Source organism: Streptomyces sp. B3I8 (genome assembly GCF_030816915.1).
In the GTDB taxonomy this organism is placed as follows: Bacteria; Actinomycetota; Actinomycetes; order Streptomycetales; family Streptomycetaceae; genus Streptomyces.
The window spans coordinates 210,356-222,963 of record NZ_JAUSYN010000002.1; the positions used below are offsets into that span (position 1 = coordinate 210,356).

Annotated in this window: 11 protein-coding genes and 1 pseudogene; 7 read left to right on the plus strand and 5 right to left on the minus strand. The window is 71.5% G+C overall.

All coding sequences use genetic code 11. The annotated features are described in order from the left end of the window. Positions 1–96 precede the first annotated feature (96 nt). Positions 97–1,348 (minus strand): annotated as a pseudogene (locus QFZ64_RS03125) (PP2C family protein-serine/threonine phosphatase). Further along, positions 1,345–2,925, minus strand: coding sequence for an ATP-binding protein (locus tag QFZ64_RS03130; RefSeq protein ID WP_307062067.1), 1,581 nt, complete (start codon positions 2,923–2,925; stop codon positions 1,345–1,347). Before QFZ64_RS03130 ends, QFZ64_RS03125 begins: the two are co-directional and overlap by 4 nt. Before the next feature lie 126 nt (positions 2,926–3,051). On the opposite strand from QFZ64_RS03130, the gene QFZ64_RS03135 reads away from it, so the two are divergent. The 7 genes from QFZ64_RS03135 to QFZ64_RS03165 all read left to right on the plus strand — a co-directional run bounded on the left by QFZ64_RS03135 (position 3,052) and on the right by QFZ64_RS03165 (position 9,282). Next, positions 3,052–3,426 (plus strand): hypothetical protein, encoded by a 375-nt coding sequence (locus QFZ64_RS03135; RefSeq protein WP_307062069.1) that lies wholly within the window; start codon positions 3,052–3,054, stop codon positions 3,424–3,426. Further along, positions 3,423–3,857, plus strand: a complete 435-nt coding sequence (locus QFZ64_RS03140; protein WP_307062071.1) for a response regulator — start codon at positions 3,423–3,425, stop codon at positions 3,855–3,857. Before QFZ64_RS03135 ends, QFZ64_RS03140 begins: the two co-directional genes overlap by 4 nt. Positions 3,858–4,140: 283 nt before the next feature. Beyond that, the gene (locus QFZ64_RS03145; RefSeq protein ID WP_307062073.1) at positions 4,141–4,857 is read left to right on the plus strand and encodes a hypothetical protein; all 717 of its coding nucleotides are present in this window, start codon (positions 4,141–4,143) and stop codon (positions 4,855–4,857) included. A 267-nt stretch (positions 4,858–5,124) separates the two neighbouring features. After that, positions 5,125–6,270: an ABC transporter ATP-binding protein gene (locus tag QFZ64_RS03150; protein ID WP_307062075.1), complete on the plus strand. Its 1,146-nt coding sequence runs from the start codon at positions 5,125–5,127 to the stop codon at positions 6,268–6,270. Positions 6,271–6,308: 38 nt separating this feature from the next. Further along, positions 6,309–7,502 carry an ABC transporter substrate-binding protein gene (locus QFZ64_RS03155; protein ID WP_307062077.1) on the plus strand — a complete coding sequence of 398 codons (1,194 nt, stop codon included), beginning with the start codon at positions 6,309–6,311 and terminating at the stop codon, positions 7,500–7,502. A gap of 14 nt (positions 7,503–7,516) precedes the next feature. After that, positions 7,517–8,416, plus strand: a complete 900-nt coding sequence (locus QFZ64_RS03160; RefSeq protein ID WP_307062079.1) for an ABC transporter permease — start codon at positions 7,517–7,519, stop codon at positions 8,414–8,416. A 50-nt stretch (positions 8,417–8,466) separates the two neighbouring features. Further along, on the plus strand, positions 8,467–9,282 hold the full coding sequence (locus QFZ64_RS03165; RefSeq protein ID WP_307062081.1) for an ABC transporter permease: 816 nt from the start codon (positions 8,467–8,469) through the stop codon (positions 9,280–9,282). A gap of 171 nt (positions 9,283–9,453) precedes the next feature. Here QFZ64_RS03165 and QFZ64_RS03170 read toward each other — a convergent pair whose 3' ends face one another. The 3 genes from QFZ64_RS03170 to QFZ64_RS03180 all read right to left on the minus strand — a co-directional run bounded on the left by QFZ64_RS03170 (position 9,454) and on the right by QFZ64_RS03180 (position 12,453). Continuing rightward, the gene (locus QFZ64_RS03170; RefSeq protein ID WP_307062083.1) at positions 9,454–11,625 is read right to left on the minus strand and encodes an MMPL family transporter; all 2,172 of its coding nucleotides are present in this window, start codon (positions 11,623–11,625) and stop codon (positions 9,454–9,456) included. A gap of 251 nt (positions 11,626–11,876) precedes the next feature. After that, the gene (locus QFZ64_RS03175; protein WP_307062084.1) at positions 11,877–12,209 is read right to left on the minus strand and encodes a DUF3140 domain-containing protein; all 333 of its coding nucleotides are present in this window, start codon (positions 12,207–12,209) and stop codon (positions 11,877–11,879) included. A 7-nt stretch (positions 12,210–12,216) separates the two neighbouring features. Next, on the minus strand, positions 12,217–12,453 hold the full coding sequence (locus QFZ64_RS03180) for a DUF2945 domain-containing protein (protein WP_307062086.1): 237 nt from the start codon (positions 12,451–12,453) through the stop codon (positions 12,217–12,219). Between the last annotated feature and the right edge of the window lie 155 nt (positions 12,454–12,608).

Below are 12,608 nucleotides of genomic sequence, written 5' to 3' on the forward strand. Positions count from 1 at the left end.
CGGACGGCCACGCCGTCCAACTCGCCGTGCCGGCGAAGGCGTTCGCCCCACCTCCGCCGACCGCTCGCCCGGCCCGGGCGGCCCGGTCCGCCCCGTTCAGCCGGTCGGCCCCGGGGGCGCCCAGTCCAGGCGGAGGACGGCGATGTCGTCGGTGTGCCGGTCGGCGTTGAGCGTGCGCACGGTGCTGATCAGGCGGTCCAGGTGGGTCCCGGGATCGTCCTCGGAGGTCTGGGCGAGGATACGCAGCAGTCCCTCGGTGCCCAGCCGCGCGGCCCCGCCCGCGCCGTCCCCGTCCGTCCCGCTCCCGCCCGTGCCGCCTCCCTCCGGGTCGCTGCCGTCCGCGTATCCCTCGATGAGGCCGTCGGTGTAGACGAGCAGGGCGCCGGCGGAGGGCAGGGCGACGGTGGTGGCGGGCCAGTGCTCGGTGCCGGGGAGGATGCCGAGGGCGAGGCCGTGGGCGGCCTTCACCACCTGGGGGCCGCTCCGGTCGAGCAGCAGCGGTTCGTGGTGCCCGGCCAGGTGGATGGTGGCGGTGCCCGCGGCCAGGTCGGTGGTGAGGAGGGTGCAGGTGGTGAACAGGTCGTGATGGGTGCGTTCGGCGAGGTGGATCTGTTCCAGCAGGTGCAGCAGTTCGTGCCCGCGGTGCCCCGCCGAGGGTGAGCGCGCGCCAGGCGATGCGCAGGCAGACGCCGAGGGCCGCCGCGTCGGGTCCGTGCCCGCTGACGTCGCCGACGACGGCGTGCACGAGGCCGTCCTCGGTCTGTACGACGTCGAGGAAGTCACCGCCGAGCAGGGCCTGTTCCCGCCCGGGGAAGTACCGGGTGGTGGTGGTCACGCGGGGCGAGCTGAGCAGCGGCAGGGGCAGCAGCCCCCGTTCCAGGCGCGCGTTCTCCTGGGCACGCAGCCGGCCCTCTCGCAGGGCGACCCCGGCGAGTTCGGACTGCTTGCGCTGGACGGCGTAGCGGACCGCGCGCTGCAGCAGCTCGGGGTCGACCTTGCCCTTGACGAGGTAGTCCTGGGCCCCCGCCGCGAGCGCCTCGACCCCGGCGTGGGACTCGGCCAGGCCGGTCAGGACGATGACGGCCGCCTCGGTGCCGGTGTCGCGGACCGCGTCGATGGTCTCGAGGCCGGACACGTCGGGCAGGTGCAGGTCGAGCAGGACGCAGTCGGCCGGGCGGGCGGTGAGTTCGGCGCGGGCCTCGGCGACGGTACGGCACTGTACGAGGGTGTGCGCGAGGTCGGTGTCGTAGAGCAGTTCCTCGACCAGCAGCGCGTCGCCCGCGTCGTCCTCGACCAGCAGGATGCGCAGGTCGCCGAGGTCGCGGACACCGGGCGGGAGGGGAGTCACGCGGTCGGCTCCTCGGTCGTGGCCGGGACGGCGGCTCGCAGGACGGGGAGGGTGAAGACGACCCGGGTGCCGGGGGCGTACTCCGGGTCGATGCCGATGGTGCCGCCGTGGAACTCCACGACCTTCTTGCACATGGCCAGGCCGATCCCGGTGCCGGGATAGGCGTCCTTGGTGTGCAGTCGCTGGAAGATGACGAAGACCTTGTCGCGGAACTCGGGGGCGATACCGATGCCGTTGTCGCGCACGGCGAAGTGCCACGTGTCGCCGTCCTGGCGGGCCTCTATGTGGATGCGCGGGGGGCGCTCGGGGCTGTGGAACTTCAGGGCGTTGGAGAGCAGGTTCTGCCAGAGCATGCCGAGCTGGGTGGTGTCGCCGACCACGGTGGGCAGCGCGTCGTGGGTGATCTCCGCGCCGGTCTCCTCGGCCGCCATGCTGAGGGTGGCGACGGTGCTTTCGACGAGCGCCTCCAGGTCGACCTCCCGGCTCTCGTTGTGCACCCGGCCCACGCGGGAGAAGGCCAGCAGGTCGTTGATGAGTACCTGCATGCGGTTGGCGCCGTCGACGGCGAAGGCGATGTACTGGTCGGCACGCGCGTCGAGCTGCTCGCCGTAGCGCCGTTGGAGGAGCTGCGTGAAGCTGGAGACCTTACGCAGGGGCTCCTGGAGGTCGTGGGAGGCGACGTAGGCGAACTGCTCCAGCTCGGCGTTGGAGCGCCGGAGGTCGGCCGCCTGCTCGTCCAGTTGCCGCCGGGAGCTCTCGGCCTGGGCGAGTTCCTCCACCAGGCGCCGGCGCATCTCCTCGACGTCCATGCCGAGGCGGCGCAGGTCGGCCGGGCCCTCGGCGGCGATCGGCCGGTCGAAGCCGCCCTCCGCGACCTCCCGGGCCGAGGCGGCGATCCGGGTCAGCGGTGCGGTCACCCCCCTGCGCAGGCCCTCGAAGACCAGTACGGCGACGGCGAGGATGCTCAGGGCGATCGCCGTGAACACCCAGTTGCGCAGGGTGGTCGCCCGGGCCAGGTCGTCATCGGCGGCCGCACGGGTGTCCTGCAGGTGTGCCTGCTGCCGCTTCATGGCGCTGCGCAGCGAGTCGAAGGTCTGCTTCCCCTCGTCCGCGCGCTCCGTGGCCAGGGGCACCGCGGCACCGGCGGGAGCCGCGGCCACCGGGCGGGCGATCCGCCGCTGCCACTGCCCGGCGAGCCGCTCGACCTCGGCGAGGTCCTTGCGGGCCGACGCGTCGTCCCGGATCAGCGGCCGGAGCCGGCGCAGGGCGTCCTTCTCGTCGGTGACACCCTCGTTGTAGGGGGCGAGGAAGTCCCGCTGACCCGCGAGGCCGTAGCCGCGGACACCGGTCTCCTGGTTGACCAGCGCCGCCTCCAGCCGGACCGCGGAGATCAGCGCCGGGGAGTCGGTGTCCACGACCTGGCCGGTGAGATCCGAGGCACGGGACATGCTCCAGGTGCCGAGTCCGCCGAGGACGGCCAGCACCGCCAGGGTGGCCCCGACTCCGACCCGCAGCCAGCGCCGGGTCGTCCACCCGGACGCCACGACACCGGCGTCCGCCGCCTGCTTGTCCCTCACGCCTGACCGCTCCCTCATCCGAACACCGCCACTCGCATGCCGCGTCGAATGTACGGCAGAGTAACTGTACCGGTCAGATGACAACGCTTGTTGTCGAACGGCGCCGTGGCCGCTTACAGTGACGGCATGACCGGCACCCCCTTCTCCCCCCGCATGAGTCAGGCGGAGACCTCTGCTCTGGTCGCCGACGCCGCGGACCGCCTCGTCCACACCCTCACCGACCGGGTGCTGCGTCCCCTGCCCGGTCCGGACGACGACGCGGGGGCGGACCGCGCACGTGCCCTGGCGCGGCTGCGCGTACTGGCCGATCTCGAGCAGGCCGTGCACCATCTCCAGTACGGCGCGGCACGGGCGGCCGCCGCGGCCGGGGCCGGTTACCCGCAGATCGGCGACGCCTCCAACATGAGCCGCCAGGGCGCCCGCCGCCGCTGGCCGGGACTTGTGACCAACGCCATGCCCCCTTCCCCCACCCGCACCATCACCCGGAGCTCAAAACCATGATTGCGCACGCCTCGACCCACCCGTACGACGTGCTGCTGGTCGAGGACGACCTCGCCGACGCGATGCTCATCCAGGACGCCCTGTCCGAGCGCGGGGCCCGTCACCTCACCCAGGTCGAGGACGGCATGGCGGCCCTCGACCATCTGCGCGACCCCGCCAACCCGCGGCCGGACCTCATCGTCCTGGACCTCAACATGCCCCGCATGAACGGGCGCGAGTTCCTCTCCATCGTCAAGGAGGACCCGGAGCTGCGCACCATCCCCATCGTGGTGCTCACCACCTCCTCGGCGCCGGACGACGTGGCGGGCGCCTACCGTCAGCACGCCAACGCGTATGTCACCAAGCCGGTGAACCTCGCGGAGTTCGAGGAGGCCGTGCGCAGCATCGACTCCTTCTACCTGGATGTGGCGGCCAAGCCGCCGCGGCACTGACCCGCCGGGACTCACGTCCCCGCCCGTCTCCCCCGCCCATCCGTGCGCGCAGGGCCCGCACACGCTCCGGGGCAACTCCCGGACAGGTGTGCGGGCCTTTCTCGGACATGGGGAAAAGCGCGCCGCACATCCCACTTCCGTAGTATCACTGCCACACTGCTGTGCAGCAGTGATCGGTGCTGTCCCCGGCACACCGGCGGCAAGAGCACCGGCATTTGACATCGCACAGTGCGCACACCACACGTGCCCGGTGTGCGCACGCGCAGGGAAGTCGGAGGAATACATGTCCGAAAGCACCACCGCGACGCGTGGGTTGACCTCGCAGTACACGGCCCAGGTCGCCGAGGATCTGGAGCGCAACGCCAAGGAGCAGGAGCGCATCGGAGCGGAAATCGCCGCTCTGCAGGAGCAGTTGACGGCACTGCAGCAGGACCATGCGGTCCTCGTCAGCCTCCGCCAGGCGCTCGGCCTCGCACCGGTGCCCGCCGCGCCGGTGCCCGCGGCGCCCGCGCCGGCGGTCACCCCCGGCGCACCGGTGCCCGCGCCGCGCAAGAGGTCGGGCACGGCGACGAACAGGCCCGCCAAGGCCACGGCCAAGCCGGTCAAGAAGGCGAAGAAGAGCGAGCAGACCGGGAAGCCCGCCGAGAAGGCGCTGGAGAAGGCGGCCGACAAGCCGGCCACCCGGAAGCCCGCCGCGACGAAGGCACCGGCCGGGACCTCGGCGAAGACGGCCGACGCGGCGAAGCCCGCGCAGCCCACGCTCGTCACCCTGGTCCGGGAACACCTCACCGAACAGAGCGAGCCGCGTTCCGCCGCCGAGATCGCCACGGCGCTGGAGCGCCTCCACCCCGAGCGCGCCGTCAAGACGACCGTCGTCCGCAACACCCTGGAGGCCCTGGTCGCCAAGGACCAGGCGCACCGCTCCAAGCAGGGCTCGTCCGTCTTCTACACCGCCGTCAACGCCGAGGCGGACAAGCCCTCGGAGGAGAAGCCCGTCTAGGAGGCCGCCGTCCGGATCAGCTCGCCATGCCGGGTCCCGGCGGGCCACCCCCCAGGAGACCGCCGATCCGGCGCCGTACCCGCCGCACAGCCACGCCCCGGCCGTCGGCTCGCTGTCGCCACCGCACCCCGGCCGTTCCCGCGCGTGGCGCCGCCGGGCACCGGCACACGATCGTCACACGGGGAGCACACGGAGGTCTTGCCGCCCGGACCCGGCGTTCCTATCCTCACGACTCGACCCGGCGGGCGCTCGGAAGGGCTGCGGACCATGGAGGGGAATGCGATCCGACTGCGGGACGTGCGGAAGTCCTTCGGGCACACCGAGGCCGTGGCCGGAGTCGACCTGGAGATCCGGGACGGCGAGTTCTTCTCCCTTCTCGGGCCCTCCGGCTCGGGCAAGACGACGCTCCTGCGGCTGATCGCGGGTTTCGAACAGCCCGACGGGGGCCGGATCGAACTCGCCGGGCGGGATGTCACGGACCTGGCGCCCTTCGCGCGCGAGGTGCACACCGTCTTCCAGGACTACGCCCTGTTTCCCCACATGACGGTGGAGCAGAACGTCGCCTACGGGCTCAGGGTGCGCAAGGTGCCCCGGGCCGAGCGGGTGCGCAGGACCGGGGAGGCGCTCGCCTCGGTCCGCCTCGCGGACCTCGGACGGCGGCGTCCCGCGCAGCTCTCCGGCGGTCAGCGCCAGCGCGTCGCGCTCGCCCGCGCGCTCGTCGGCCGACCGCGGGTGCTGCTCCTGGACGAACCCCTGGGCGCCCTCGACCTCAAGCTGCGCGAGGAGATGCGTGCCGAACTCAAGGCGCTGCAGCGCGAGGTCGGCATCACCTTCGTGTGTGTCACCCACGACCAGGGGGAGGCGCTGGCGACGAGCGACCGCGTCGCCGTCCTGGACCGGGGGCGGCTGCAGCAGGTGGGCAGCCCGGCCGACGTGTACGAGCGCCCCGCGACCCCGTTCGTCGCGTCCTTCGTCGGCACCTCCAACGTACTCACGGGCGAGAGCGCGCGGCGGATCCTGGGGGCGCCGGGCACCTACAGCGTCCGCCCGGAGAAGATCCGCCTTTCCGAGGAGGGCGGGGAACCGGGCCGCCCGGATGCCCACGACCTCACTGACGTCCCCGACCTCCCCGACGACCACGTCTTCGCCACCGGCACCGTCGTCGGGGCCGTCTATCTCGGGGAGGTGACACGGTTCGCCGTCGAACTCGACGCCGGTGGGCGTCTGACCGTGCTCCGGCAGAACCTGGAGACGCCCTCGGACACCGGCACCTCCCGCGGCACCCGCGTCCGCCTGTGGTGGCACCGCGGTCACTGCGTCCCCGTACCGTCCGCCGGGCCCGCCCCAACGACCGGCCCCTCCGCACCCGCCCATCCCCCGCACCCCTGCGACCTCATGGACCCCACCGGCTGACCGGCACCTCCCTCCCCCAACCCAGGCAGGAGAACGTCGTGCACCTCGTCCGCTCCCTCCAGGTCACCTCCGCCGTCGTCCTGCTCCTCGCCGCGACCGCCTGCGGCTCCGGTTCCGGCACCGGCTCCTCGGCCGGCTTCGATCCGCCCGACCTCAAGGCCCCCTCGTCGCTGGGGAAAACGGAGGGCGAGGTGAACCTCATCGCCTGGGCCGGTTACGTCGAGGACGGCTCCGACGACCCGGAGGTGGACTGGGTCAGCGGCTTCGAGAAGCGCACCGGCTGCCAGGTGCACGCGCGGACGGCCGCCAGCAGCGACGAGATGGTCAAGCTGATGAAGACGGGCCAGTACGACGCCGTCTCCGCCTCGGGCGACGCCTCGCTGCGGCTGATCGCCTCCGGTGACGCGGCGCCCGTCAACACCGGCCTCGTACCGAACTACAAGGACGTCTTCGCCGGTCTGAAGGACGGCGCCTGGAACTCGGTCGACGGACAGATGTACGGCATCCCGCACGGGCGCGGCGCCAATCTGCTGATGTACAACACCGAGAAGGTGAGGCCGGCGCCCACCTCCTGGTCCGCCGTCTTCGACGACGCGTCCCGGTACAAGGGCCATGTCACCGCCTACGACTCCCCCATCTACCTCGCCGACGCCGCCCTGTATCTCAAGGCCACGAAACCGGAGTTGGGGATCAAGAACCCCTACGCCCTCGACCGGAAGCAGTTCGACGCGGCCGTCGATCTGCTCAAGCGGCAGAACGCCGACATCGGCGAGTACTGGAGCGACTACCTGAAGGAGGTCTCCGCCTTCAAGAGCGGCGACTCGGTGGTGGGGACCACCTGGCAGGTCATCGCCAACCTCGCCGGCGACGAGGGCGCGCCCGTCAAGGCGGCCGTGCCGAAGGAGGGTTCCACCGGCTGGTCGGACACCTGGATGGTGTCGGCGAGGGCGAAGCACCCGGACTGCGCCTACAAGTGGCTCGACTGGATCGTCTCGCCGAAGGTCAACGCCCAGGTCGCCGAGTACTTCGGCGAGGCGCCCGCCAACGCGAAGGCATGTGCGCGGACCAGTGACAAGGACTTCTGCGCGACCTACCACGCGGACGACGAGAAGTACTGGAAGCGCGTCGCCTTCTGGAACACACCCATCGAGCAGTGCCTGGACGGGCGCACGGACGTGAAGTGCGTGCCGTACGCGGAGTGGGTGCGGGCCTGGACGGAGATCAAGGGCTGAGCCGGGCCGCCGCGATGACCACCACGCTCCCGGCCGAGGGGCGGCCCGCCCCGGGCCCCGTCCGGCGGCTTGCCGGGGCGCTGCACCGCAGGCCCCGGCTGCGCCTGACGCTGCTGCTGGGCGCCCCGCTGCTGTGGCTGGCCGTGCTGTATCTCGGCTCGCTGGCCGTGCTGTTCGTGTCCGCGTTCTGGACGACGGACACCTTCACCTCCGAGGTGGTGAAGGTGTGGTCGACGGACAACTTCCGCGAGCTGTTCACGGAACCGGTCTACCGCCAGGTGGTCCTGCGCAGCGTGGGGGTGGCGCTCGCGGTGACCGTGCTGTGCGCGGTCCTCGCCTTCCCCCTGGCGTTCTACACCGCCCGGGTCGCGCGGCCGCGGTGGCGGCCCTTCCTGGTGGTCGCCATCCTCACCCCGTTGTGGGCCAGTTACCTGGTCAAGGTGTACGCCTGGCGGCTCATCCTGTCCCGGGACGGCCCGGCCGACCAGGTGCTCGCGCCGTTCGGGCTCGAGGGGCCCGGGTACGGCCTGCCCGCGGTCGTCCTCACCCTGACGTATCTGTGGCTGCCGTACATGATCCTGCCGGTCCACACCGCGCTGGCGCAGCTCCCCGACAGTCTGCTGGAGGCCTCGGCCGACCTCGGGGCGCGGGCCTGGCGGACCTTCCGCTCGGTGGTGCTGCCGATGGTGCTGCCGTCCGTGGCCGCCGGGTCGGTGTTCACCTTCTCGCTCAGTCTCGGCGACTACATCACCGTGCAGATCGTCGGCGGGAAGACGCAGTTGATCGGGAACGTCGTGTACTCCCACATCGATCTGGATCTGCCCATGGCGGCGGCCCTCGGCACCGTGCCCGTCGTGGTGATCGTGCTGTACCTGCTCGCGGTGCGCCGCACGGGTGCGCTGGACAGTCTGTGAACCGCCGCGCCCGCGGGGGCTCGTCAAGGCTCGTGGAAGGGAGAACAGGGGTGCGACTGAGCCGAACGGCGCGCGTCCTGCTGCGCCTGGGCGCGGGGATCGGTTTCGCCGTGATCTATGTGCCGCTGCTGCTGGTCCTGGTCAACTCGTTCAACCCCGACCGCAGCGCGGGCTGGCCGCCGTCCGGGCTGACGCCGCACTGGTGGGCGGTGGCCGTCCGCAACGACGGTGCGGTGAGTGCCCTGTGGGTGTCGGTGAAGGCCGGTCTCGGGGCCACCGCGCTCGCCCTGGTACTGGGCACGCTGCTCGCCCTCGCGGTCGCCCGGCGCCGGTTCCTCGGGCGGGACACGCTGTCGTTCGTGGTGGTCCTGCCGCTCGCCCTGCCCGGCATCGTCACCGGGATCGCCCTCGACTCGGCGTTCGGTACGGTCCTGGAGCCGCTGGGGGTGGGGCTCGGGCTGTTCACCGTCGTCCTCGGCCACGCCACGTTCTGTGTCGTCGTGGTCTTCAACAACGTCGCCGCGCGGCTGCGCCGTACCGCCGGCTCGCAGGAGGAGGCGGCCATGGACCTCGGGGCGCACACCTTCCGCGCCTTCGTCGACATCACCCTTCCGCAACTGCGGCCGGCGCTGCTGGCGGGCGGACTGCTGGCGTTCGCGCTGTCCTTCGACGAGATCGTGGTGACGACGTTCACCGCGGGCCCGGGGGTGCGCACCCTGCCGCTGTGGATCTACGACAACATGACCCGCCCGCAACAGGCCCCGGTGGTCAACGTGGTGGCCGCCGTCCTGGTGCTGCTCTCGGTGATCCCGATCCACCTCGCCCAGCGCCTGTCCGCCGGCACGTCGACGACGAGCCGGATCTGAGCGCCCGCGGCGGCGGGTCCGCCGGTCCCTCATGGCGGTGAGACCGCCGGTGCCTGTGGCGGCAGGTCCCTCGGCTCCCCCGGCAGCGGGTTGGCCGACGGCCGGCCGTACGACGCACGGCGGCCCGCTCCGAGAGGGAGCGGGCCGCCGGTTCGGTGCGTGCGCGGTGGGTCAGTGGGCGCGTCCCGAGGGGTCGGGGACGTCCGCCGTCCGGTCGCCGCCGGTGACCGGGACCGCGGTGTCCGGCGTGCCCTCGACCCGGTCGCCGTGGCCCGGCCACCACGCGGCGTGGCCGATGAGCGCGGTGAGGCTCGGGGTGAAGAACATCGACATCACGAACGCGGCGACGGCGATGCCGAAGGACACCGCGAAGCCCATCTCCGTGAGCAGCGCGTTGCCCGCGAGCATCATCGTGGCGAAGGTGGCCGCCAGGATGAAGCCCGCCGCGGCCACGGTCGGCCCGGCGTACCGCAGTGCCATGCCGGCGGCCTCACGCGGATCGCGGCCCTCGCGGGCCTCCTCGCGGAGCCGGGCGATCATCAGGATGTTGTAGTCGGTGCCGATGGCGACCACGAAGAGATACATGATCACCGGGAGCATGAACATCAGTCCCGAGTGGCCCTGTCCCTTCTGGAAGATCAGCACGGTGGTACCGAGGGTCGCGCCGAAGCCCAGACCCACCGAGGCCATCAGGTACCAGGGTGCCACCACACTGCGCAGCAGCAGTCCGAGGATCACCATGATGAGCAGCGCGGCGACCGGGAAGACCGTCCGGTAGTCGTGGTTGACCGCGGCGTCGATGTCCTTGTAGATCGAGGACATGCCGCCGACGAGTGCCTCGGTGCCTTCGGGCGCGCCGGAGTGCGCGACGTCGCGCACGTCGCCGACGGCGTCGATCGCCTTGTCCGCCGCGGCGTCGTACTTGAGGGTGACGGTGAAGTCGGCGGTGGCGCCGTCCTTGCTGACCTGGGTCATCCTGGCGCTGCTGACGCCGTCCACGGCGCCGAGCTTCTTGGCGTAGGCGTCGAAGGAGGCCTTGTCCAGCGGCTTGCCGTCGGTGCTGGAGAGGTAGACGTCGGTGGGCGCGGCCGCACCGGCGGAGTAGGCCTTCTGCATCTCGTCCTGGACGACCATGGACTCCTTGGTCTTGGGCATGGATCCCGAGGCCAGGTCGAACGTGGCGTTGAACCCGAGCGTGCCGAGGGACAGCGCGACCAGGATCAGGCCGGAGACCGCGGCGGTCAGCCCGGGACGGCGGCGCACCCCCCGGCCGAGCGCGGCGAAGCGGGCGTTCTCCGGCTCGTGCTGCCAGGACTTGGACGGCCAGAAGACCTTCGGTCCGATGAGCGAGACGACGGCCGGGATCAGGGTGAGACCCGCGACCAGGGTGACGGCGACCGCGATGGCGAGGGCCGGGCCCATCTGCTTGAGGAAGCCGAGCGTGGAGAGCACCAGGGCGAAGAAGGCGATGATGACCGCCCCGGCGGCGGAGGCGATGGCCTCGCCGACCCTGGCGACCGCGTTGACCATGGCCTGCTTGGGTTCGTCACCGGCGCGCAGGCGTTCTCGGTAGCGGAACATCAGGAACAGGAAGTAGTCGGTGCCGACGCCGAAGAGCACGACGATCAGGATCGACGAGACGGAGCTGTTGGCCTGCAGGTCGAACAGTTTGGTGGCGTACGCGATGAGCCCGTTGGCGATCGCGGACACCAGGCCTATCAGGATCAGCGGCAGCACGGCCAGGATGGGTGCCCGGAAGATGATCAGCAGGGTCACCAGGATGATCACGAAGGTGCCGATGCCGATCAGCGCCTGGCCCCGCTTGGACGAGTCCTGCTGGTCGAGGGCCTGCGCGGCGGAGCCGCCGAGCTTGGCCTGGAGGTCGGTGCCCTTGGTCAGGGCCTTGACCGAATCGCGCAGTTCCTTGGCGGCGTCGGCCTGCTCGGGCTGGCCGGCCTTCTTGCTGTCCATCTGGACCAGGGTCATGGTGTATTCGCCGTCCTTGGACGGCTGGCCGGGGACGACCTTCTGCACCTGGTCGATGTGCTTCTTGCCCAGCTCGGAGGTGATGCGGGCGACGTCCTTCTTGTCGCCGGCGGTCAGCTTGGCGCCGTCGGTGCGCTGGTAGAGCGCGATCGCGGACGGGGTGAAGGCGCTGGGGAACGCCTTCGCCTGGAGGTCGGCGGCTTTGATCGACTCGTAGCTCTTGGGCAGGAAGCTGCTCTCGTCGCTGTTCGAGGGCAGGCCGGGCGCGGTGGCGACGATCGCCACCGCCGCGATCAGCCATGCCACTATCGTCCAGACGGGATGTCGTACGACGGTGTTCCCAATGCGTCGGAACATGCGGAAGGTCCTCCAGAGGCAGGAAGATCACCGCAGCCCGGGGAGCGGTCCCTGGCATCGGCGACCCCGACCGGCACCTGCGGCACTCACCCCGTTGCCGGTCGATCGGTTGTTTCGGGCTCCGATCCTAGTGACCGCGGGGTGTCCGCGTACCGGCGGGTACCCAGGGCGTGACACCGGGCGGTACCCACGTCGTGACACCGGCGGAGGCCCACGTCGTCCTACCGGCGCAGGCCCCGCGTCGTGGGCCGTCAGGCCAGGGGGTCGTGCCCCCAGTTCATCAGCGAGTGCCTCCAGCGGGTGTCCCGCACGTCGCCGGAGGGCCGTTGGGCGAGGTGTCTGCGGATGTAGCCGACGACCTTCCGCATGTGCTGGTAGTCGTCGTCCGTCAGGTCGCCCTTCTTCGTGCGCAGGATGTCCACGATGCGGCGGCCGGAGGCGTGCCCGGTGGACTCGCCGCCGTCCTGGTGCTGTCCCGCGCCGCGGGAGGGCTCGGTGGCGAGCCACTCCTCCAGTTCGGCCGGCTTCATGCTGACCAGCTCGTGGAACGCCTTGCGGGTCGCCTCGCGCTCCTCGTCGTCCACGGCCGCCTCACTTCTTCTTCTTGAGCGCGGACGGCTTGTGCACCGCGGACCCGCCGGACTTCTCACTGCGCACCTGGTACTGCGGGTCGTCGGAGGAGGCGTCGACGGTGCGTCCGGCCGCCTCGGTACGCTCGGTGATCTTCTTCTCCACCGTGCCCTCGGCCTCGCTGCCGTGGCTCTTCCAGGTGACCTCGTCGCCCTTCTTGAGCTCCTTGCCCTGGTCCCGGTCCCGGTTCTTGGCCATGCTCTCGCTCCTTCGCCCAGGTGTCGGCCCCCGGCCACCCTGCCCCCGGCCCCGTCACCCAGCCTGACGGCGTTCGCGCCGACGCGCACCCGCGGTGGCCCGGCGTCCCGGCGTCCCGGCGTTCCGGCGTCCCGGGCAGGAAACGGGGGACCCGG

What these genes read in the sequence shown, in the direction of transcription:
- QFZ64_RS03135 (WP_307062069.1), top strand. Translation starts at nt 3,052, where the DNA reads ATGACCGGCACCCCCTTCTCCCCCCGCATGAGTCAGGCGGAGACCTCT.
- QFZ64_RS03150 (WP_307062075.1), top strand. Translation starts at nt 5,125, where the DNA reads ATGGAGGGGAATGCGATCCGACTGCGGGACGTGCGGAAGTCCTTCGGG.
- QFZ64_RS03160 (WP_307062079.1), top strand. Translation starts at nt 7,517, where the DNA reads ATGACCACCACGCTCCCGGCCGAGGGGCGGCCCGCCCCGGGCCCCGTC.
- QFZ64_RS03145 (WP_307062073.1), top strand. Translation starts at nt 4,141, where the DNA reads ATGTCCGAAAGCACCACCGCGACGCGTGGGTTGACCTCGCAGTACACG.
- QFZ64_RS03170 (WP_307062083.1), bottom strand. Translation starts at nt 11,625, where the DNA reads ATGTTCCGACGCATTGGGAACACCGTCGTACGACATCCCGTCTGGACG.
- QFZ64_RS03140 (WP_307062071.1), top strand. Translation starts at nt 3,423, where the DNA reads ATGATTGCGCACGCCTCGACCCACCCGTACGACGTGCTGCTGGTCGAG.
- QFZ64_RS03180 (WP_307062086.1), bottom strand. Translation starts at nt 12,453, where the DNA reads ATGGCCAAGAACCGGGACCGGGACCAGGGCAAGGAGCTCAAGAAGGGC.